The sequence below is a fragment of the Aeromonas sp. AE23HZ002T15 genome, assembly GCF_054165525.2.
In genome coordinates this window covers 1,928,387-1,947,918 of record NZ_CM201342.1, presented here as the reverse complement: position 1 = coordinate 1,947,918, position 19,532 = coordinate 1,928,387, and the positions used below count along the sequence as shown (strand labels likewise).

22 protein-coding genes are annotated in these 19,532 nt (G+C 63.9%); 15 read left to right on the top strand and 7 right to left on the bottom strand.

The genetic code is table 11. The features are described from left to right. Window positions 1-9: 9 nt before the first annotated feature. A complete protein-coding gene (locus ACT5M9_RS08935) occupies window positions 10-1,119 on the bottom strand; it encodes a PilT/PilU family type 4a pilus ATPase (RefSeq protein ID WP_457981941.1) in 1,110 nt (369 codons plus the stop codon). A 26-nt stretch (window positions 1,120-1,145) separates the two neighbouring features. Continuing rightward, window positions 1,146-2,180 carry a type IVa pilus ATPase TapT gene (tapT, locus tag ACT5M9_RS08930; RefSeq protein WP_438550699.1) on the bottom strand — a complete coding sequence of 345 codons (1,035 nt, stop codon included), beginning with the start codon at window positions 2,178-2,180 and terminating at the stop codon, window positions 1,146-1,148. 39 nt (window positions 2,181-2,219) lie between these two features. Between tapT and ACT5M9_RS08925 the strand changes: the two genes are divergently transcribed. The 5 genes from ACT5M9_RS08925 (at window position 2,220) to ACT5M9_RS08905 (ending at window position 5,282) form a co-directional block, all read left to right on the top strand. After that, window positions 2,220-2,939 (top strand): YggS family pyridoxal phosphate-dependent enzyme, encoded by a 720-nt coding sequence (locus tag ACT5M9_RS08925; protein WP_457981942.1) that lies wholly within the window; start codon window positions 2,220-2,222, stop codon window positions 2,937-2,939. Between the two features lie 209 nt (window positions 2,940-3,148). Continuing rightward, window positions 3,149-3,973 (top strand): pyrroline-5-carboxylate reductase, encoded by an 825-nt coding sequence (gene proC, locus ACT5M9_RS08920; RefSeq protein WP_457981943.1) that lies wholly within the window; start codon window positions 3,149-3,151, stop codon window positions 3,971-3,973. 25 nt (window positions 3,974-3,998) lie between these two features. Next, window positions 3,999-4,550 carry a YggT family protein gene (locus ACT5M9_RS08915; protein ID WP_457981944.1) on the top strand — a complete coding sequence of 184 codons (552 nt, stop codon included), beginning with the start codon at window positions 3,999-4,001 and terminating at the stop codon, window positions 4,548-4,550. Continuing rightward, entirely contained in the window at window positions 4,550-4,843 is a 294-nt protein-coding gene (gene yggU / locus ACT5M9_RS08910) for a DUF167 family protein YggU (protein ID WP_457981945.1), read from the top strand. Before ACT5M9_RS08915 ends, yggU begins: the two co-directional genes overlap by 1 nt. 19 nt (window positions 4,844-4,862) lie before the next feature. Further along, on the top strand, window positions 4,863-5,282 hold the full coding sequence (locus ACT5M9_RS08905; RefSeq protein WP_457981946.1) for a DUF4426 domain-containing protein: 420 nt from the start codon (window positions 4,863-4,865) through the stop codon (window positions 5,280-5,282). Window positions 5,283-5,357: 75 nt separating this feature from the next. Here the strand turns inward: ACT5M9_RS08905 and ACT5M9_RS08900 are convergent, their stop codons facing one another. From ACT5M9_RS08900 to ACT5M9_RS08890, 3 genes are all read right to left on the bottom strand, one after another. Then, window positions 5,358-6,188 (bottom strand): CPBP family intramembrane glutamic endopeptidase, encoded by an 831-nt coding sequence (locus ACT5M9_RS08900; RefSeq protein ID WP_457981947.1) that lies wholly within the window; start codon window positions 6,186-6,188, stop codon window positions 5,358-5,360. A gap of 173 nt (window positions 6,189-6,361) precedes the next feature. Continuing rightward, the gene (locus ACT5M9_RS08895; protein ID WP_349919708.1) at window positions 6,362-6,652 is read right to left on the bottom strand and encodes a hypothetical protein; all 291 of its coding nucleotides are present in this window, start codon (window positions 6,650-6,652) and stop codon (window positions 6,362-6,364) included. A gap of 51 nt (window positions 6,653-6,703) precedes the next feature. After that, window positions 6,704-7,078, bottom strand: a complete 375-nt coding sequence (locus ACT5M9_RS08890; RefSeq protein ID WP_349919707.1) for a YacL family protein — start codon at window positions 7,076-7,078, stop codon at window positions 6,704-6,706. Between the two features lie 213 nt (window positions 7,079-7,291). Here ACT5M9_RS08890 and ACT5M9_RS08885 point away from each other — a divergent pair, with 213 nt between their 5' ends. The 7 genes from ACT5M9_RS08885 (at window position 7,292) to ACT5M9_RS08855 (ending at window position 14,700) form a co-directional block, all read left to right on the top strand. Further along, complete coding sequence (locus tag ACT5M9_RS08885; RefSeq protein WP_457981948.1) at window positions 7,292-8,407, top strand: sugar diacid recognition domain-containing protein; 1,116 nt, start codon at window positions 7,292-7,294, stop codon at window positions 8,405-8,407. Between the two features lie 119 nt (window positions 8,408-8,526). After that, the gene (locus ACT5M9_RS08880; protein ID WP_457981949.1) at window positions 8,527-9,789 is read left to right on the top strand and encodes a GntP family permease; all 1,263 of its coding nucleotides are present in this window, start codon (window positions 8,527-8,529) and stop codon (window positions 9,787-9,789) included. Window positions 9,790-9,798: 9 nt separating this feature from the next. Then, a complete protein-coding gene (locus ACT5M9_RS08875) occupies window positions 9,799-10,932 on the top strand; it encodes a glycerate kinase (protein WP_457981950.1) in 1,134 nt (377 codons plus the stop codon). Window positions 10,933-11,142: 210 nt separating this feature from the next. Further along, window positions 11,143-11,706, top strand: a complete 564-nt coding sequence (locus ACT5M9_RS08870) for an NnrU family protein (RefSeq protein ID WP_457981951.1) — start codon at window positions 11,143-11,145, stop codon at window positions 11,704-11,706. 66 nt (window positions 11,707-11,772) lie between these two features. Then, the gene (locus ACT5M9_RS08865) at window positions 11,773-12,309 is read left to right on the top strand and encodes a glutathione peroxidase (RefSeq protein WP_457981952.1); all 537 of its coding nucleotides are present in this window, start codon (window positions 11,773-11,775) and stop codon (window positions 12,307-12,309) included. Between the two features lie 76 nt (window positions 12,310-12,385). After that, a complete protein-coding gene (locus ACT5M9_RS08860; RefSeq protein ID WP_457982044.1) occupies window positions 12,386-13,321 on the top strand; it encodes a LysR family transcriptional regulator in 936 nt (311 codons plus the stop codon). A 182-nt stretch (window positions 13,322-13,503) separates the two neighbouring features. Continuing rightward, window positions 13,504-14,700 carry a NupC/NupG family nucleoside CNT transporter gene (locus tag ACT5M9_RS08855; protein ID WP_438550686.1) on the top strand — a complete coding sequence of 399 codons (1,197 nt, stop codon included), beginning with the start codon at window positions 13,504-13,506 and terminating at the stop codon, window positions 14,698-14,700. A 432-nt stretch (window positions 14,701-15,132) separates the two neighbouring features. Here ACT5M9_RS08855 and ACT5M9_RS08850 read toward each other — a convergent pair whose 3' ends face one another. After that, a complete protein-coding gene (locus tag ACT5M9_RS08850; RefSeq protein ID WP_457982045.1) occupies window positions 15,133-15,624 on the bottom strand; it encodes a methylated-DNA--[protein]-cysteine S-methyltransferase in 492 nt (163 codons plus the stop codon). A 31-nt stretch (window positions 15,625-15,655) separates the two neighbouring features. Further along, window positions 15,656-16,072, bottom strand: coding sequence for an alternative ribosome rescue aminoacyl-tRNA hydrolase ArfB (arfB, locus tag ACT5M9_RS08845; protein ID WP_438550685.1), 417 nt, complete (start codon window positions 16,070-16,072; stop codon window positions 15,656-15,658). 201 nt (window positions 16,073-16,273) lie between these two features. On the opposite strand from arfB, the gene glnK reads away from it, so the two are divergent. The 3 genes from glnK to ACT5M9_RS08830 all read left to right on the top strand — a co-directional run bounded on the left by glnK (window position 16,274) and on the right by ACT5M9_RS08830 (window position 19,532). Beyond that, window positions 16,274-16,612, top strand: coding sequence for a P-II family nitrogen regulator (gene glnK, locus ACT5M9_RS08840; RefSeq protein WP_011704615.1), 339 nt, complete (start codon window positions 16,274-16,276; stop codon window positions 16,610-16,612). Between the two features lie 247 nt (window positions 16,613-16,859). Next, on the top strand, window positions 16,860-17,867 hold the full coding sequence (locus tag ACT5M9_RS08835; protein WP_457981953.1) for a Fe(3+) ABC transporter substrate-binding protein: 1,008 nt from the start codon (window positions 16,860-16,862) through the stop codon (window positions 17,865-17,867). 39 nt (window positions 17,868-17,906) lie between these two features. Beyond that, window positions 17,907-19,532 (top strand): ABC transporter permease, encoded by a 1,626-nt coding sequence (locus tag ACT5M9_RS08830; protein ID WP_457981954.1) that lies wholly within the window; start codon window positions 17,907-17,909, stop codon window positions 19,530-19,532.

Below are 19,532 nucleotides of genomic sequence, written 5' to 3'. Positions count from 1 at the left end.
ACGCCTCCCTCATTCGTCCAGGGTGGCGTTGTCCAGTGAACCTGTGCCCAGCTGCTCGCGACCGGAGAGCTTGATCTGCAGCCTCAGGTCGTTGGCGGAGTCGGCATGGGCGAGGGCCTCACTGTAGCCAATTTGGCCGGCGCAGAACAGGGCGAACAGCGCCTGATCGAAGGTTTGCATGCCGAGCTCGGTGGATTTGGTCATCACCTCTTTGAGTCGATGGACCTCCCCCTTGCGGACGATGTCGGTGATGAGGGGGGTGTTGAGCAGGATCTCGAAGGCGGCGATGCGGCGCTGGCCGTGCAGGCTGGGCAGCAGTTGCTGCGCGACGATGGCGCGCAGGTTGAAGGAGAGATCGAACAGGAACTGGCGGTGCTTCTCCTGGGGCACCAGGTGGAGGATGCGATCCAGCGCCTGGTTAGCGTTATTGGCGTGCAGGGTGGCGAGACAGAGGTGGCCCGTTTCGGCGAACTGGATGGCCAGTTCCATGGTCTCCTGGGTGCGGATCTCGCCGATCAGGATCACATCCGGCGCCTGGCGCATGGAGTTTCTGAGGGCCACGTCGAAGGAGTCGGTGTCTATGCCCACCTCCCGCTGGGTGACCAGGCAGCGGCCGTGGCTGTGCACGAACTCCACCGGATCCTCCACCGTCAGGATATGGCCGTCACCATGCTGATTGCGAAAGCCGATCATGGCGGCCTGGGTGGTGGACTTGCCGGCGCCTGTGGCTCCCACGAAGAGCACAAGTCCGCGTTTGGCCATGGCGACGTCCTGCAGTATGGGAGGCAGCAGCAGCTCCTCGAAGCCGGGGATCCGGGTCTCGATGCGGCGCAGCACCATGGCTGGTTGATCCTGCTGCCAGAAGGCGCTGACCCGAAAACGCCCTATCCCCTCGCGCGCGATGGCGTAGTTCGCCTCCCGGGTGCGCAGATAGCGATCGAAGTGCTCCGTATCCAGGCTATCCCTGACCAGGGCCAGGGCCGCCTGCTTGTCCAGCGACGCCTCGCCGAGGGGCACCAGGCGGCCGTTGACCTTGAGGGTGGGGGGGGCACCGACCGTGATAAAGAGATCCGAGCCCTTTTGTTCAACCAGTGCAGCCAACAGAACATCCATGTTCATAGTGTCTCCTTGGATTTGAGGTCGTATTAAATGCTGTTGGGGTCGGTCGCCTTGGCCTTGGCGTCCAGGGCGGCCACGACTCCGCGGTTGACCAGCTGCTTGAGGCTCTGGTCCATGGTCTGCATGCCGTGGGTCATCCCGGTCTGGATGACGGAATATAGTTGGGCCACCTTGTCCTCCCGGATGAGGTTTCGCACCGCCGGAATCCCCAGCATGATCTCGTGGGCCGCCACCCGGCCGCCGCCGATCCGCTTGAGCAGGGTCTGGGAGATGACGGCCCGCAGGGATTCGGACAGCATGGAGCGCACCATGTCCTTCTCCGAGCCCGGGAAGACGTCGATGATACGGTCTATGGTCTTGGCCGCCGACGAGGTGTGCAGGGTGCCGAACACCAGGTGGCCGGTCTCGGCGGCGGTCAGGGCGAGGCGTATGGTCTCGAGGTCGCGCATCTCCCCCACCAGTATGATGTCCGGGTCTTCCCGCAGGGCCGAGCGCAGGGCGTTGGTGAAGCTCTTGGTGTCGCGATGCACCTCGCGCTGGTTCACCAGGCAGCGTTTGTTTTCGTGCACGAATTCGATGGGATCCTCGATGGTGAGGATGTGCTGGTGGAAGTTGTCGTTGATGTAGTCGACCATGGCCGCCAGGGTGGTGGACTTGCCGGAGCCGGTCGGTCCGGTCACCAGCACCAGGCCGCGGGGGAACTCGGCAATCTTGCGAAACATCTCCGGCGCCCCCAGCTCTTCGAGGCTCATGACCTGGCTGGGAATGGTACGAAACACGGCGCCCGAGCCGCGGGATTGCTGGAAGGCGTTGACCCGGAAGCGCGCCATGCCGGGCACCTCGAAGGAGAAGTCCACCTCGAAATGCTCCTCCAGCTCCTTGCGCTGGTGGTCATTCATGATGTCGTAGATGAGGGCGTGCACTTCCCTGTGATCCAGGGCGGGCAAATTGATCTTGCGAACCTCCCCATCAACCCTGATCATCGGAGGAACCCCGGCCGAGAGGTGTAGATCCGAGGCCTTATGCTTTACACTGAAAGCCAATAACTCTGTGATATCCATAGATTTGTTATTCTCCCATCACAAGATCACGAACGAAATATGAGCCAGATTGCCCAGCACCTGCTTCAGGTAAAGGAACGTATTGTACAGGCGGCCCGACGGGTTGGCCGCGGTGCCGATCCTATCTTGCTGCTCGCGGTCAGCAAGACCAAACCCCTTGAGGATATTCAGGCCGCCTATGCCGCCGGCCAGCGCCGCTTCGGCGAATCCTATGCCCAGGAGGCGGCCACCAAGATCGACACCCTGCGCGCCCAGGCCGAACAGACGGCGGGCGCAGACTACGCAGACATAGAGTGGCACTTTATCGGGCCGCTGCAATCCAACAAATCCAGATTGGTGGCGGAGCGATTCGACTGGGTTCAAAGTGTCGATCGCGACAAGCTGATCGAGCGCCTGAACAATCAGCGTCCGGCCGGGATGGCGCCGCTAAATATCTGTCTGCAAATCAATATTAGCGGAGAGAGCAGCAAATCCGGTACGTCGGAGCAAGAGATTTTCCGGCTGGCGGCCCTGGTAGCCAACTGCGAGCGGCTGCGGCTGCGGGGCCTGATGGCCATCCCCGAGCACACCAGCGACGAGGCGGTACTGGCCGGACAGATGCGGCGCATGCAGGCTCTGTTCACCGAGCTTGCGCGACAATACCCGAGTGTCGATACCCTCTCCATGGGCATGACCGAGGATCTGGAGCCGGCGATCGCCCATGGCAGCACCATGGTGCGGGTCGGCACCGCCATCTTCGGCGCCCGCGACTACTCATAGCGAGCATGACAGGCTGGTACTCCCGGTGAGCAAGCCGGGTGCCATTACCTAGTGCCGCAGATCCTGGTTGCCGAAAGGACTCTGCCCGTCATGGGCCGGCCGCCGGGGATACCATCAGTTTCAGGAGTCTGTGATGCCCCATGGGGCGCCCGACGGGTCGGCGCCGGCATGACAGAATCTCCCAATCACATCGACCACAGGAGTGCGTGATGCAACACAGAATTCTTGCCTTCATCGGCGCAGGCAACATGAGCCGCAGTATCATTGCCGGCCTCATCCAGGCGGGTTATCCCGCCGACTGCATCCTGGCCGCCAACCCGAGCCGCCCCAAGCTGGATGAGCTGGCCAACCAGTTTGGCATTCGCGTCACCCAGGACAACGCCGAGGCGGCCAGGGCGGCGGACGCCATAGTGCTGGCGGTCAAACCCCAGCTGATGGCCGGCATGCTGGCGGCGCTGGTCGCGGAGCTCGGGTCGCTGGAGGGCAAGCTGCTCATCTCCATCGCCGCCGGTATCAAGGTCGAGCGCCTCAAGGAGATGGCCGGTGGTCATGGCCGCATAGTGCGCACCATGCCGAACACCCCGTCCCTGCTGGGGCTCGGCATGACGGGCCTCTACGCGCCGGCCGGGATAGACCAGGCCGACCGCGACTTCGCCGAGCAGATGATGCAGTCCGTGGGCAAGACCCTCTGGACCGAGCAAGAGGCGGGGATCAACGGCGTCATCGCCGCGGCGGGCAGTGCGCCGGCCTACTTCTTCCTGTTCATGCAGGCCATCGCCGAGGAGGCCGAGGCCATGGGCTTTACCCCGGAGCAGGCCCGCCTGCTGGTGCAGCAGACCGCCCTCGGCGCCGCCGCCATGGTGGAGCGCAATCCCGGGCTCTCCCTGCAGACCCTGCGGGAGCAGGTGACCAGCAAGGGGGGCACCACGGCCGAGGCGGTCAAGACCTTCCAGGAGCAGGGGCTGATGCCGCTCACCGCTCGCGCCATGCAGGCGGCCGTGACCCGCGCCGCCGAGATGGAAACCCTTTTTTGAACACAGTCCTTAACCGGGAGCCCAGATGAATACCGCTTACTTTCTGATTAACACGATTTTCGATCTCTACCTCATGGTGGTGCTGCTGCGCGTCTGGCTGCAGTGGGCCCGCGCCGATTTCTACAACCCCATGAGCCAGATGGTGGTCAAGCTGACGAACCCGCTGGTGGTGCCCCTGCGCCGCATCATTCCGGGCTTTGGCGGGCTGGACATGGCCTCGGTGCTGCTGGCGCTGCTCATCGCCTTCGCCAAGCTGGCGCTGCTCAAGAGCATGAACGTGCTGCTGGTTGACTGGCTCACCCTCAGCCTGTTTGCCTTCCTCACTGTGTTGAAGAAGGCGGGCTCCATGATCTTCTGGATCCTGCTGATCCGCGCCATCCTGAGCTGGGTCAGCCAGGGTCGCAACCCCATCGAATACGTGATGCACCAGCTGACCGAGCCCTTCCTGGCCCCCATCCGCCGCATACTGCCGGCCCTGGGCGGACTGGATCTCTCCGTGCTGGTCGCCTTTATCGCGCTGCAGGCCATAAACTATCTGTTGGGGGATCTGTTCGGCCAGCTGTGGTGGATGATCTGATGCCGGCCGTCCTGCGTGAAGGGGACGACCTGATGCTGCATCTGATGATCCAGCCCAAGGCGAGTCGGGATCAGATCGTCGGCTTGCACGGCGATGAATTGAAGGTGGCCATCACGGCGCCGCCGGTGGATGGCCAGGCCAACGGCCATCTGATCAAGTATCTGGCCAAGCAGTTCAAGGTGGCCAAGGGGCAGGTCAGGATAGTGCGGGGGGAACTCGGCCGGCACAAGACGGTGGCCATAGAGGCGCCGAGGCAGATCCCCGCCGAGATAGATGCCCTGCTGGAAAGCTGAACACGAGAAGGATGACATCATGAAAACGGTCTGGATGAGCTGCCTGCTGGCGCTGCTGATGGCGCTGCCACTGCGGGCCGAACAGATGAAGGAGCTGGGACCCTGGCAGGTGCACTACAGCGCCTTCAACTCCAGCTTCCTCACTCCCGAGGTGGCCAAGGCATACGGCCTGGAGCGCAGCCGCTACAACGGCATCGTCAATATCGCGGTGCAGAACAAGCAGGGGGTGGCCCAGGCGGTCGGCATCAGCGGGGAGGCCAAGAACCTCACCGGTACCATCCGCACCCTGAGCTTCCAGGAGGTGAAGGAAGGGGAGTCCATCTACTACCTGGCGGTGCTGCCCTATCGCAACGAGGACACCTACCAGTTCACCCTGACTATCATGGGGGAGGGGCAGCAACAGACGCTGACTTTCCAGCAGACCTTCTACGTCGACTGAGCCTGCCCTTCGCAAAAAAAGCCCCGAACCGGTTCGGGGCTTTTTTTATCCGCGATGTACTGACGCGCCCGACGTTTAGCGGCTGGCCAGCGGGTAGGTGAAGAAGGCGAGGTGGGCGAAGTTGAACAGGAAGTGCAACAGGATGGCGACGCCGAGCCGTCCGCTCAGCTGGAACGCCAGCCCGTAGCAGGCCCCCGCCAGGGCGGCGAACAACACCAGCAGCGGTCCGCCGGCCAGGTGCGCCACCCCGAACAGCAGGCTGGCGACCAGGATCCCCAGCCAGACCCGACTGCGCCGGGCAACGGCCTGCTGGATGAAGCCCCGAAACAGCGCCTCCTCCACCACGCAGGTGAACAGCAGGTTGTTGAACGCAAACAGCCACCACCAGTGGGGCAGCCCCACCTCTGGCCTGAGGGCGCCGAGCTGCCAGGCGAGCAGCAGCAGGGCAGCCAGCGGCAGCACCAGCAGGGCCAGGGGGCGCCAGCGCAGGGGGACACCCTGACCTAGCAGGGGGGGCCAGGCCAGCAGCAGGCCGAAGAAGATCAGCGGCTTGTCCAGGTTGAGGTAGAGGGTGAAGGGGACGCTGGCGGGGCCAGCCTGTACCTTGTCCAGCACCCGCAGATTGTCAAAGCCCGGGACCAGGTGCAGGGTGAGGGCCAGGGCCCAGAGCAGCATCAGGGCGAGGGCCGCCGGGCGCCAGGGCTGGGGCAGGCTGGGGGTACGCCAGGCCAGCAACAGGCCGGCGAGGCTGATGAGCAGGGCCAGGGGCGTGATGCGGCCGAGGACGAGGGCCGCGCTCAGGGAAACCCCGAGCAGGAAGAGGCCGGGCGTGCGTTGGCGGGCAAGGCAGAGCAACACGGCCAGGGCCAGAGCCCCCCAGATCAGGGCATCAGGAAGCGGTAACATGGAGTCTCCTTATGGGTCTAGGGGAGGCACCTTACCGGCTCCCCCCGCCGTGACACAAGGGTCAATAGACTGGTCGGATCCCGGGGAAGCCGGCTTCTTTGCTGACGGCGGGCCATAAAAAAACCGGAGCAGAGGCTCCGGCTTCTTGTTCGATATGGCGCAGAGGTGCTGGTTTATCGGCCGGATTCGGCGATCACCCGGGCGATGATGTCGGCGCGCTTGGTGGCTTCCAGCTCACCCAGGGCGATCAGGCCGGCCTTGAAGATGACGTTCTTCGGCAGGCTGACGTCGTCCAGGGTGGTGATGGCCTCCACGTGCATGCCGTTCAGGCGACTGGCATCGCGCGGGCTCAGGTTGACCTGGGTGTTCAGCACCTGCTTGCCCTTCTTCTTGGCCGGGGCGGCTTTCTTCGGTTGATCCTGCTCGTCTTCCGGCAGTTCGTCATCAAAATCGTAAATAGACATAGTCAATCCTGTTGGGTTGTGGCGGGCGCACTCGCCCGGCCTATAAGGTTCCTAGCCCATATCCTCGTTGCGGATAAAGGCGCGCCAGGAGGCGAGCACCTGGGCAAAATCTTCCAGCCCGCACATGGCCAGCTGTTCATCATCGTAGTAGGCGAGATCGTCGAGATCCTCGCCCAGCTCGATATTGAGGACGTTGGCCTTCACCTCTGCCTCCTCGTGGGTGAGCAGCAGGGAGTAGTCGCCCCCGGCCAGCTGATACTCGACGCGGGCACGGCTGGAGAGCTCGTCGATGATGGAGAACAGCAGATCGAGCTTCTCCTCATCCTTGCCCACCTCGTCGATCAGCCACTGACCGATGGCTTCGTGGCCCATGGAAAACCGGGCGCGATAGCCACCGAACGGGTCGCGGCGAAATTCATAGTCCATAGCGGTGTCCATCAGATAACGGCAGGCTCATCATCAGGAGATCCCGTCAAATCCGTGATCCCTGGTGGGGCACACCTGAGGTAAAGTGGCCTATTCTAGCGATCCCCCCCTCGCTTGTCTTGATGATGTGGCATCTTTGCGCTGCCACCCGGCGTTTACACGGAGACCCCATGGCATTCCTATCTCGTTCCCCCTCAGTCGACTGGAGTCTCCATGCAGCTTGATGAGAGCCTGGCGCGGCAGATCGTCAGCCGGGCCATGAAGATATTGTCCTTCTCGGTCAACGTCATGGATGAACACGGCCTCATCATAGCGTCCGGCAACCCGGATCGGCTGCACCAGCGTCACGAGGGGGCCGTGCTGGCCCTGACCGAGAACCGGGTGGTGGAGATCAGCGAGGCGACTGCCCAGCAGCTCAAGGGGGTGCGCCCCGGCATCAACCTGCCCATCGCCTATCAGGGGGAGCTGCTCGGGGTCATCGGCATCTCGGGGGATCCGGACGAAGTGCGCGCTTACGCCGAACTGGTGCGCATGACCGCCGAGCTCATCCTGGAGCAGGCGGCCCTCACCGAGCAGTTGCAGTGGGACAAGCGCCACAAGGAGGAGCTGGTGCTGCAGCTCATCCGCGGCGAGGGGCGGGTGGATCAGCTGCAGCAGGCGGCCCGCTTCCTCGACCTGGATCTGGCTCAGCCCCGGGTGGTGGCCGTGCTGGCGCTGGAGGAGGCGGATCCTGCCCGGTTGCGGGAGCTGGTGCACCTGCTGGAAAACCCGGAGCGGGACAACCTGGTGGCCATCAACGGCCTGGACGAGATAGTGGTGCTCAAGCCGGCCCAGCTCAGCGACGGGATCTGGCAATCGGATCAGGAGCGCAGCCGCATCAAGCAGTTGCTGGCCCGTATTCCCCACTTCAGGATGCGCATCGGGGTGGGTGATTACTTCGCCGGTACCGACGGGCTGGCGCGCTCCTACCAGACGGCGCGGGATACCCTGCGCCGCGGCATGCGCCAGGCGCCGCGCAAGCAGGTCTACTTCTTCGAGGATTACCGGCTGCCGGTGCTGCTCGGCAGCCTGGCGGACTCCTGGCAGGCGGATCAGCTGCGGGCCCCCCTGCAGAAACTGGCGAGGGAGGACGCCAAGGGGGTGCTGCAGAAGACGCTGCGCCAATATTTCTTGCAGGACTGTGATCTGCATCCCTGTGCCGATTCACTCTTCATTCATCCCAATACCCTACGCTACCGGCTGACCCGGATAGAGCAGATAACAGGGTTAAGTTTCAACAAGTTAGATGACAAGTTCCTGCTCTATCTCGGGCTGAATCTCGAGAGCTGATTTGTTCTATTGAACAAATAGTCTTGCTTTCAATCGGCAAATTTTGGCTTTTCATCCAAAGAATTCCGAGCCGGGATCCTCATAATGGCGGCCACTAACGACAACAAAAGGTGCCCGTCATGATCCCTGTATCCGCGCTCGGCGCTCTCGCCGCGCTCTCCATCGCCATCTTCCTCATCCTGAAGAAGGTGCCGCCTGCTTACGGCATGATCGTCGGTGCCCTGGCCGGTGGCCTGATCGGCGGTGCCGATCTGACCCAGACCGTCGCCCTGATGATCGGCGGCGCCCAGGGGATCACCACCGCCGTGATGCGGATCCTGGCGGCCGGCGTGCTGGCGGGCGTCTTGATCGAATCGGGGGCGGCCACCACCATAGCCGAGACCATAGTCAAGAAGCTCGGCGAGACCCGTGCCCTGCTGGCCCTGGCGCTGGCCACCCTGATCCTGACCGCGGTCGGCGTCTTCGTGGACGTGGCCGTCATCACTGTCGCCCCCATAGCGCTCGCCATCGCGCGCCGCGCCGATCTCTCCAAGGCGGCCATCCTGCTGGCCATGATAGGGGGCGGCAAGGCGGGCAACGTCATGTCTCCGAACCCGAACGCCATAGCCGCGGCGGACGCCTTCCATTTGCCGCTCACCTCCGTCATGGCGGCGGGCATCATCCCGGGTCTGTTCGGTCTGGTGATGGCCTACTGGCTGGCCAAGCGCCTGAACAACAAGGGCAGCAAGGTCGCGGCCGACGAGGTGGTGAGTGTCGATGACACCAAGCTGCCCGGTTTCCTGGCGGCCATCAGCGCCCCCCTGGTGGCCATTCTGCTGCTGGCTTTGCGCCCGGTCGCCGGCATCGTCGTGGATCCCCTCATCGCCCTGCCTCTCGGTGGCCTGGTGGGTGCCCTGATGATGGGCAAGTTCGGCAAGGTGAACCAGTTCGCCGTCTCCGGTCTGGCCCGCATGGCGCCGGTCGCCATCATGCTGCTGGGGACGGGTACCCTGGCGGGCATCATCGCCAACTCGGGCCTCAAAGACGTACTGATCAGCGGCCTGACCGCCTCCGGCCTGCCTTCCTACCTGCTGGCCCCCATCTCGGGTGCCCTGATGTCCCTGGCGACCGCCTCGACCACAGCCGGTACCGTGGTCGCCTCCAACGTGTTCAGCTCCACCCTGATCGAGCTCGGCATCAGCAGCCTGGCGGGGGCCGCCATGATCCACGCCGGTGCCACCGTGTTCGACCACATGCCCCACGGCTCCTTCTTCCATGCCACCGGCGGCAGCGTCCACATGGGGGTGAGCGAGCGTCTCAAGCTCATCCCCTACGAAACCGCCGTCGGTCTGACCATAGCTGCCGTCTCCACCCTGATGTTTGGCGTGTTCGGCCTCGCCTAAGGAACTGATATGAAAATTGTGATCGCCCCGGATTCATTCAAGGAGAGCCTGAGCGCCATGGCGGTGGCCGATGCCATCGAGGCCGGTTTCAAGCAGGTGTTGCCCGACGCCACCTACGTCAAGCTGCCCATGGCGGACGGCGGCGAGGGGACTGTGCAGTCCCTGGTGGATGCCACAGGTGGCCGCATCCTGCCGGTGGAGGTGACTGCACCCCTCGGTAACCGGGTGCAGGGCTTCGTCGGCCTGCTGGGGGACGGGGAGCGCGCCATCATAGAGATGGCCGCCGCCTCCGGCCTGCACCTGGTGGAGCCGGAGCGCCGCAACCCATTGCTCACCTCGAGCTGGGGCACGGGGGAGCTGATCCTGGCGGCGCTGGAGATGGGGATCTCTCACCTCATCCTCGGCATCGGCGGCAGCGCCACCAACGACGGCGGCGCCGGCATGATCCAGGCGCTGGGCGGCAAACTGCTCAAAGCGGACGGTACCCCCATAGCGCCGGGGGGCGGCGGCCTGAGCGAGCTGGCCAGCATAGATCTCAGCGGGCTGGATCCCCGTCTGACCGGGATCCACATCGAGGTGGCCTGCGATGTGAACAACCCGCTGTGCGGCCCCAAGGGCGCCTCCGCCGTGTTCGGTCCCCAGAAGGGGGCGACCCCCGAAATGGTGGCGCAGCTCGACGCCAACCTGGCCCACTACGCCCACTGTATCGAGCAGGCGCTCGGCAAGCAGGTGAAAGAGATCCCGGGGGCCGGTGCCGCCGGCGGCATGGGAGCCGCCCTGGTGGGGCTGCTCGGCGCCGAGTTGAAACCCGGCATCCAGATCGTCATCGAGGCGCTGAAACTGGCGGATGCGGTGGCGGATGCGGATCTCGTCATCACCGGCGAGGGGCGCATCGACAGCCAGAGCATCCACGGCAAGACCCCGATCGGGGTGGCCCGCTGCGCCAAGCAGTTCGGCAAGCCGGTGATCGGCATCTCGGGTTGTCTCACCGATGATTACGGTGTAGTGCACGAGCACGGTCTGGATGCGGTCTTCGCCGTGGTCAACCGCGCCATGTCCCTGCCGGAGGCGCTGGCCACCGCCACCACCAATCTGGAGCTCACGGCCCGCAACGTGGCCGCCCTCTACCTGCTGCGCAAATAAACCTCATTCGGCCGGTGCCTGGCACCGGCCAACCCCGCCCCGTGTAGCGGATGTGGCTGGTTGCCTGGCTCCAGACCCTCTGACGCACCTTGCCGATCCCTGATCGGCTTTTTTCATTATCCCGCTGTCTTCCCTAAGGTTTTTCTATTCTCGTTCCAGCCTTTGCGGCATAGTGATCCCCCATGAAGGGCAAGGTGCGAGGAGACGCCCATGATCCTGCTGACCCTGGGGGTAGCGCTGTTTACCCTGACCCACTTGTACCCCTGCTTCGCCCCGACCCACCGTACCCGCCTGCGCGAACGGCTGGGAGAGAACCGCTACAAGGGGCTCTTCTCCTTGGTTGTGTTCGTGGCCATCGGCTGCATCATTGCCGGCTGGCGCATGTCCAGCCCCATGCCGCTCTATTTCCTGCCCACCTGGGGCCCCATGCTGGCCATGGGGATCCTGCCGGTCGCGCTGATCCTGCTGTGCGCCGGTCAGGGGGCCAATCACTTCAGACGCTATCTGGTGCATCCCCAGCTCATCGGCGCCCTGTTGTGGTCGGGCGGTCATCTGGCGGTGAACAGCGAGGCCCGCTCCCTGGTGCTGTTCGGTGGCCTGGGTCTGTGGGCACTCATCAGCATCGTCTGGATTTCGGTGCGGGACTGGCGGCAGAAGCCCCGTCCCGCGGCGACCTGGCAGGGGACGGGGATCAGCCTGGGGGCGGGACTGGCCGCCACGGCCCTGCTCATCTTCTGGGGGCACGGCTGGCTCACCGGCATACCGCTGCACTGAAGCCCGGGCTGAACCAAACTTCAGTTCTGCGCGTATGCCCCTCATCTAGCCGGAAGGAGCCCTGCGATGAAATGGATGATTATGCTGCTATTGCTCGGCGCGGGCGCAGTCTCTGCCGCCTGCCCCGACTATTTCAACCTGGAGCAGCGGGAGCTTAACGGCACCCAGCGTCACAACCTCTGCCAGCTGACCGAGGGCAAGGTGGTGCTGGTGGTCAACACCGCCTCCTATTGCGGCTATCGCGGTCAGTTCGCGGATCTGGAGCGGCTCTACCAGAGCTACAAGGATAAGGGCCTGATCGTGCTGGGTTTTCCCTCCAACGACTTCTGGCAGGAGTCCGCCGATGAGGGCAAGACGGCCTCGGTGTGCCGCCGTGACTACGGGGTCACCTTCCCCATGTTCAACCGCATCGCCGTGCGCGGCTCGGATGCCAGCCCGATTTACCGGGGACTGGCGGCCGCCGCCGGTGGTGACGCCCCCGGCTGGAACTTCCACAAGTACCTGATCGGCCGCGATGGCAAGCTGATCGGCAGCTATGGCGCCAACCAGGCGCCGGGGGAGGATCCCTTGCTGGGTGAGCTGAAACAGGCGCTCGGGCGCTAGGCTCAGGCGGGCCGCTCTGGAATAATGGCGGCCTCTCCCTTCATCTGGACATCCCGTGCTGCAACGTCTGCCCCAAATGGTGATCTTCGATGCCCTGGTCCGTGAACAGAGCATCTCCGCAGCCGCGCGCCGGCTCGGGGTCTCCAAGTCCCACATCAGCAAGCAGCTGGCCCTGCTGGAGACCGAACTCGGTGCCCAGCTGGTGCAGCGCACCACCCGCCGCTTCGCCCTGACCGACCTCGGTCAGGAGTATGCCCGCCACTGCCGCGCCCTGGTGGCGGTGGCACTGGAGGCCGACTCCATGGTGGCGGAGCGGCGCGGCAAGGTGAGCGGGGTGTTGCACCTCGGGGTCGGCCAGTCCTTCGGCCGGCTGCACGTGATCCCTCGGCTCAAGGCGTTCCAGGATCGCTACCCCGAGCTGGAGCTGGAGGTCTCACTGTTCGATCACCGCACCAACCTGGTGGACGAGGGGCTGGATCTCTGGATCACCACCTATGAGGACAAGCCGGAAGCCCTGGTGGGGCAGCGGCTGGCGGACATCGGCTTCGTGCTGGTGGCCTCGCCGGATTATCTGCTGAGCCATGGCACCCCGCTGCAACCCAAGGATCTCGCCCAGCACAACTGCATCACCTACCAGAGCCGGGAGCGGCGCTACCACGAGTGGTCGTTTCGCCAGGGCAAGGAGCGTCAGACGGTGCAGGTGGCGGGCAACTATCGGGTGGATCTGGCGGAGGCGGTGCGGGACGCCGCCCTGGCCGGGCTCGGCATCGCCTACGTGGCCAACTACTTGCTGGACAAGGAGCTGCAGACCGGCCAGCTCATTCCCCTGCTGCCTCAGTGGCGACCGAACCAGAAGATGGCGGTGCACGCCGTCTATGCCAGGCGGGAACACCTGGATCCCAAGATCCGCCTGTTCATCGACTTCCTCAAGGAGAGCTTCGGCCCCCACCCCTACTGGGAGCAGCATCTCTCCCCCTGGCTCGGGGGCAAATTGTCCGGCAGGGAGGAATAATCGTTTCCATATAAGAACACTGGCTTTCGCGTGATATCAAATATCAGCGAAATCAGCAGCTTGCCGCAACCGGTATCGTGCAAACGTTTTTTATAACAAGGCTGTAACCAAGCGGGCTTGCAGTGACGGGGGAGGGGGCGCAGAATCCGCGCCCATCTTTCAGCTCACCCGATGGACCCCCTATGATCGCCCTGCTCGGCATACTGAGTATCCTGGCCCTGGCCGCACTCTGTTCTGATAATCGTCGTCGTATCCCGTTGCGAACAGTGGGCCTCGCCCTCTGCCTGCAAGTGCTCTTCGCCGCCCTGGTGCTCTGGCTGCCCGCCGGCCAGCACGTGTTGAACGGCGTCAGCGAGAGCGTCAGCAGCGTGATCGGCTACGGCCAGGAGGGGATAGCCTTCCTGTTCGGGGATCTCGCCAAGTTCAAGCTGGGCTTCATCTTCGCCTTCAACGTGCTGCCGGTGATCATCTTCTTCTCCGCCCTCATCGCCATCCTCTATCATATCGGCCTGATGCCCAAGGTGATCGCCCTGCTGGGCGGCGGCCTGCAGAAGCTGCTGGGTACCGGCCGGGCCGAGAGCCTCTCCGCCACCGCCAACATCTTCGTCGGCATGGTGGAGGCGCCCCTGGTGGTCAAGCCCTACCTCTCCAAGATGTCCGACTCCCAGTTCTTCGCGGTGATGAGCTGCGGCCTCGCCTCCGTGGCCGGTGGCACCCTGGTGGGCTATGCCAGCATCGGCGTCGAGCTCAAGTACCTGATCGCGGCGGCCTTCATGTCTGCCCCCGCCGGTCTGGCCATGGCCAAGATCCTGGTGCCGCCCACCGAAGAGGAGGTGGATCATCATCAGGACGTGGAGATCCCGCGTTCGACCAACGTCATCGAGGCGGCAGCTGATGGGGCCATGGCCGGCCTGAACATCGCCGTGGCGGTGGGGGCGACCCTGCTGGCCTTCGTTGGCGTCATCGCCCTGCTCAACGGCCTGCTGGGCTGGGCTGGGGATCTGGTGGGGCTGGATCTGAGCTTCCAGATCATCCTGGGCTGGCTGTTTGCCCCCGTCTCCTGGCTCATCGGCGTGCCTTGGGGTGAGGCTCAGGCGGCAGGGGCCCTTATCGGCACCAAGATCGTCATCAACGAGTTCGTCGCCTTCATCGCCCTGGTACAGGATCAGACCCTGAGCGAGTCGAGCAAGGCCATCGTCACCTTCGCCCTGTGCGGCTTCGCCAACATCTCCTCCATGGCGATCCTCATCGGCGGCCTGGGGGCCATGGTGCCGGAGCGCAAGGCCTTCATCGCACGTTACGGCATGCGCGCCATCCTGGCGGGTGTGCTGGCGAATCTGATGAGCGCCTCCCTGGCGGGTCTCTTCCTGGCCCTCTGATTGACCCCGAAGCTAGCACCTTCCGGTCAAGGCCCGCTTCGGCGGGCTTTTTTGTGGGCAAACGACGGCCAAAAAAAAAGCGCCTCTGGGGAGGCGCGGGGAAAAAGACAGATTGGAAGCGTCACATGGGTGCTACCTGGATGAGGGATGAGCCATGCCATCCAGGTACAGGGCCATCATGCCTGCCACTCTCTGAAGCCCTTCTGAGGCGATTCTTCATACTGTGTTCATTTTGATAAACGCTGCCGCCAGCCCATGCGGCATGCACCTGATGCTGTGTTTATTTAAATAATCAGCGTTTTATTTTGAATGGCCCCAATTTCACGGCGCGACCAAGAGATCCCGCCTCCCTGAGACAGGGAGGGCTATGCCCCCGAAGCCCTGCGGTTGCCTGCTAGTGGGGTGGCCACCCCGGCTCGGCCATCGTGTCAGTCAGGGGGTGAGGGTGAAGTCACGGCCTGATTGCTCCAGCGCCAGCAGCCATTGCTTGATGGGCAGGCCGCCGCCGTAGCCGACCAGCTTGCCGCTGCGGCCGATGACGCGATGGCAGGGCACTATGATGCTCAGGGGGTTCTGGCCGTTGGCGGCCCCCACGGCGCGCACCGCCTTGGGGTTGCCGATGGCGTTGGCGATGTCGAGGTAGCTGACGGTCTCGCCATAGGGGATGTCGCACAGGGCCTGCCAGACCGCTTGCTGGAAGGCCGTGCCCCGGGCGGCCAGCGGCAGGTCGAAGCGCTGCAGGCGGCCGGCGAAATAGGCCTCGAACTGGGCGACAAAGGGGGCCAAGGCCTGGTCATCCCTCAGCCACTCCGGCGCCGGCTGGATGGGGCGCTCTCCCTGCACAAATTCCACGTGGCGCAAGCCATCCTTGTCGATGGCGACGAGCAGGGGCCCGATGGCACTGTCACAAAAACCGTATCGTATCTGCACTGTTTCCCTCTGATGGGTGAAGGGGCTAGTCCAGCCCGGGTTTGCCGCGGGTGGATTTTATCTCCCCCTTGCGCTTCTTGGCGTCGACGCGCTTGCGCTGGGAGCTGCGGGTCGGCTTGGTGGCGTGACGCGCCTTGGGTCGCCAGGCGGCCTTCTTCAGCAGCTCCACCAGACGGTTCATGGCCTCCTTGCGGTTCATGTCCTGGCTGCGGTGGGTCTCGACCCTGATCTGGATGAAGCCATCGTGAACCCGGCTGTCGGCGAGCCGCTCCAGCCCCTCCTTGTAGAGGGGGGTCAGGCTGGGGGAGTCCCGGTAATCGAAGCGCAACCAGACGGCGGAGTCTGTCTTGTTGACGTGCTGGCCGCCGTTGCCCTGGGCGCGCATGGTCTGGAACTGCAGCTCATGCCAGGGAATGGTCACGCTGTTGGAGATGACTAACATGGGGTGATGCTCTCATTTGGTGCATCAAGGGAGTCTGGTGCAGCTTGGTGCCTCATTATGGGGCGAGTTGCGCTTCCTTGGTGATCCCGGGCCCTAATGGCCCAAGGGTTAAAGCCTATCTTTATGAAAATAAACAATAAAAATACTTGGCACAAGAATTGATGACTCTTGCAGGACATACCATGGATTGGGAGCAACCAGATGAAGCTGATTACTGCGATTATCAAACCCTTCAAGTTGGACGACGTGCGCGAGGCCATCGCCAACCTGGGGGTCGAGGGCCTGACCGTGTCCGAGGTCAAGGGTTTCGGCCGCCAGAAGGGTCACACCGAATTATACCGGGGAGCCGAGTATCAGGTCGACTTCCTGCCCAAGGTGAAGCTGGAGATCGCCACCGCCGATGACAACGTGGAAGGGGTGATAGAGGCCATCTGCAAGGCGGCCTACACCGGCAAGATCGGCGATGGCAAGATCTTCGTCTACGACCTGCTGCAGGCGGTGCGGATCCGTACCGGCGAGAGCGACGACGAGGCCCTGTGATCCCGGCAGCCGGATCCCCCGTGTCACGGGTCTGAATGGGGATGGGCAGCAGGACGTGCCAGGCAAGCCAAAGTATCGAGTGAATTATCATCGAGAGACCGGATGGGACACCATCCGGTCTCTTTTGTTTGGTCGATGTTTGAATATGTGATCCTGTCTCCCTGAATCGCCTTGATCCCTGGGTTGCGCCTCGGGCAGAATGCAAAAAAAAATAATTATCAATGAGACGCAACACAAGGAACGGACGATGAAAATGAAGATGCTGGCGCTGGCCTTCTCCACCCTGGTCGCCCAGTCGGCCTTTGCCGCCGGGGAAGTGAATGTCTACTCCAACCGCCAGGATGAGCTGATCAAGCCCATCATCCAGCAGTTCGAGAAGGAGACGGGGATCAAGGTCAATGTGGTGTTCGCCAAAGAGGGGCTGAACGAGCGTCTGGAGCGGGAAGGCAAGCTCTCCCCGGCCGACCTGATGCTGACCGTCGACATCAGCCGCCTGACCGATCTGGTGGACAAGGATCTGGTGCGGGCCGTTGACAGCAAGACCCTGCAGGAGAACATCCCCGCCATCTATCGGGATCCGGACAACAAGTGGTTCGCCCTGACCACCCGGGTGCGCGCCATCTACTCCAGCAAGGATCGTCTCGGCAAGCTCGACACCATCCGCTATGAAGATCTGGTGAAGCCTGAGTTCAAAGGGAAGATTTGTACCCGCAGCGGCAAGCACGAGTACAACCTGGCCCTGGTCTCCTCCATGATCGTCCACCACGGCATGGCCGACACCAAGACCTGGCTGGAAGGGGTCAAGGCCAACCTGGCGCGCAAGCCCCAGGGCAACGATCGGGATCAGGTCAAGGCGATCAAGGACGGCATCTGTGACCTGTCGCTCGGCAACAGCTACTACCTCGGCGCCATGCTGAAGGATCCGGCGCAGAAGTCCTGGGCCGACGCGGTGGAGATCAACTTCCCGAACCAGGCCGATCGCGGTGCCCACGTCAACGTGAGCGGCGTGGCCATGACCAAGTACGCCAAGAACAAGGAAGCGGCCCAGAAGCTGATGGAGTTCCTCTCCGGCGACACCGCCCAGCACATGTACGCGGACGTGAACGCCGAGTACCCGGTCAAGGCCGGTGTCGAGCCGTCCGCCATGGTCAAATCCTGGGGCAGCTTCAAGTCTGACGCCCTGCCGGTCAGCGACTACGCCAAGCACCGCAAGGATGCCTTGCAGCTGCTGGATGAAGTGAAGTTCGACCTCTAATCGGATGGGGCCGTCGGCCCCATCAACCTCTGTGATCTCATGAAACATCCTGGTTGGATTGCCGGCAGTTGGGCGAGCGCCCTGCTGCTGGGTTTACCCGTACTCGCCCTCGTCTTCTCCGCCTTCTCGGCGGACGGGGAGCTGTTCTCCCATCTCGCCGACACCGTCTTGCCGGACTACCTCGGCAACACAGCCGGCCTGGTGCTGGGGGTGGTGGGGCTCAGCCTGCTGTTCGGCGTACCCACCGCCTGGCTGGTGGCCATGTGTCAGGTGCCGGGGCGCCGTGCCCTGCAGTGGGCGCTGATGCTGCCCATGGCCATGCCTTCCTATATCGTCGCCTACGTCTATACCGACTTGCTCGACTACTCGGGCCCCTTGCAGGGGGGGCTGCGCGCCCTGTTCGGCTGGCAGAGCCCGGCGGATTACTGGTTCCCGGCCATTCGTACCCTGGGGGGCGCCGCCTGGGTGCTGGCCCTGGTGCTCTTCCCTTACGTCTATCTGCTGGCCCGCGCCTCCTTCCTGGAGCAGTCCGTCAGCCTCATTCACTCCAGCCGGCTGCTCGGCTGCAGCCCCTGGCAGAGCTTTCGCCGCCTGAGTCTGCCGTTGGCGCGCCCCGCCATCATGGTGGCCGCCTCCCTGGTGGCGATGGAGACCCTGGCCGACTTCGCCACCGTCCACTTCTTCGCCCTCAACACCCTCACCACCGCCATCTACGACACCTGGCTCGGCTACGGCAGCCTGGCCACCGCCGCCAAGCTCTCCTGCCTGATGCTGCTGGCCGTGGTGCTGCTGATCGCGCTGGAGCGCCGCTCCCGCCGGCGCCAGCAGGTGTTCCAGAAGTCCATGGGCCATGAGGCGCCCCTGAGCTACCCCCTCAAGGGCTTGCCTCGCCTGCTGGCCGGCCTCTGGTGCTGGGGCCTGGTGCTGGCGGGCTTCGCCCTGCCGTTCGCCATCCTGCTCGACTACGGGGTGCGCTACTTCGCGCTCTCCTGGACGCCGGAATTTGTGCGCTTCGCCGGCAATAGTCTGCTTATCTCGGCCCTGACCGCCCTGCTGGCCATGGCTGTCGCCCTGCTGCTCGGCTTCTGCCGCCGCCTCGATGGCAGTGCTCGCAGCCTGCTGCCCCTGCGCATCGCCGCCATGGGTTACGCCATGCCGGGTACCGTGCTCGCCATCGGGGTGCTGGTGCCGTTGACGGCGCTGGATTTTGGCATCAACGATCTGGCCGACTGGCTCGGGATGCAGGGGCCGGGCCTGCTGCTGACCGGCACCCTCACCGCCATCGTCTTCGGCTATCTGGTGCGCTTCGTGGCCATCGCCATCGGCTCGGTGGAGAGCAGCATGGGCAAGATCTCCCCGAGCCTGGATGCGGCGGCCCGCTCCCTGGGGCAGGGGAGCGGGGGCATGTTGCGGCGGGTGCACCTGCCCCTGGTGCGGCGCGGCCTGTTCGCCGGTGCCCTGCTGGTGTTTATCGAATCCATGAAGGAGCTGCCCGCCGCCCTGTTGCTGAGGCCGTTCAACTTCGAGACCCTGGCGACCCACGTCTATCAGTTCGTTTCGGACGAGATGCTGGAGCGGGGGGCGCTCGGCGCCATCGTCATCGTGCTGGTGGGGCTGGTGCCCCTCATCTGGATCAACCGCAGCCTGGACAGCCAGGGTCACTGA

Coding starts and splice junctions, on each gene's coding strand:
- ACT5M9_RS08935 (WP_457981941.1), bottom strand. CDS start 1,119: ATGAACATGGATGTTCTGTTGGCTGCACTGGTTGAACAAAAGGGCTCG.
- tapT (WP_438550699.1), bottom strand. CDS start 2,180: ATGGATATCACAGAGTTATTGGCTTTCAGTGTAAAGCATAAGGCCTCG.
- ACT5M9_RS08925 (WP_457981942.1), top strand. CDS start 2,220: ATGAGCCAGATTGCCCAGCACCTGCTTCAGGTAAAGGAACGTATTGTA.
- proC (WP_457981943.1), top strand. CDS start 3,149: ATGCAACACAGAATTCTTGCCTTCATCGGCGCAGGCAACATGAGCCGC.
- ACT5M9_RS08915 (WP_457981944.1), top strand. CDS start 3,999: ATGAATACCGCTTACTTTCTGATTAACACGATTTTCGATCTCTACCTC.
- yggU (WP_457981945.1), top strand. CDS start 4,550: ATGCCGGCCGTCCTGCGTGAAGGGGACGACCTGATGCTGCATCTGATG.
- ACT5M9_RS08905 (WP_457981946.1), top strand. CDS start 4,863: ATGAAAACGGTCTGGATGAGCTGCCTGCTGGCGCTGCTGATGGCGCTG.
- ACT5M9_RS08900 (WP_457981947.1), bottom strand. CDS start 6,188: ATGTTACCGCTTCCTGATGCCCTGATCTGGGGGGCTCTGGCCCTGGCC.
- ACT5M9_RS08895 (WP_349919708.1), bottom strand. CDS start 6,652: ATGTCTATTTACGATTTTGATGACGAACTGCCGGAAGACGAGCAGGAT.
- ACT5M9_RS08890 (WP_349919707.1), bottom strand. CDS start 7,078: ATGGACTATGAATTTCGCCGCGACCCGTTCGGTGGCTATCGCGCCCGG.
- ACT5M9_RS08885 (WP_457981948.1), top strand. CDS start 7,292: ATGCAGCTTGATGAGAGCCTGGCGCGGCAGATCGTCAGCCGGGCCATG.
- ACT5M9_RS08880 (WP_457981949.1), top strand. CDS start 8,527: ATGATCCCTGTATCCGCGCTCGGCGCTCTCGCCGCGCTCTCCATCGCC.
- ACT5M9_RS08875 (WP_457981950.1), top strand. CDS start 9,799: ATGAAAATTGTGATCGCCCCGGATTCATTCAAGGAGAGCCTGAGCGCC.
- ACT5M9_RS08870 (WP_457981951.1), top strand. CDS start 11,143: ATGATCCTGCTGACCCTGGGGGTAGCGCTGTTTACCCTGACCCACTTG.
- ACT5M9_RS08865 (WP_457981952.1), top strand. CDS start 11,773: ATGAAATGGATGATTATGCTGCTATTGCTCGGCGCGGGCGCAGTCTCT.
- ACT5M9_RS08860 (WP_457982044.1), top strand. CDS start 12,386: ATGGTGATCTTCGATGCCCTGGTCCGTGAACAGAGCATCTCCGCAGCC.
- ACT5M9_RS08855 (WP_438550686.1), top strand. CDS start 13,504: ATGATCGCCCTGCTCGGCATACTGAGTATCCTGGCCCTGGCCGCACTC.
- arfB (WP_438550685.1), bottom strand. CDS start 16,072: ATGTTAGTCATCTCCAACAGCGTGACCATTCCCTGGCATGAGCTGCAG.
- glnK (WP_011704615.1), top strand. CDS start 16,274: ATGAAGCTGATTACTGCGATTATCAAACCCTTCAAGTTGGACGACGTG.
- ACT5M9_RS08835 (WP_457981953.1), top strand. CDS start 16,860: ATGAAAATGAAGATGCTGGCGCTGGCCTTCTCCACCCTGGTCGCCCAG.
- ACT5M9_RS08830 (WP_457981954.1), top strand. CDS start 17,907: ATGAAACATCCTGGTTGGATTGCCGGCAGTTGGGCGAGCGCCCTGCTG.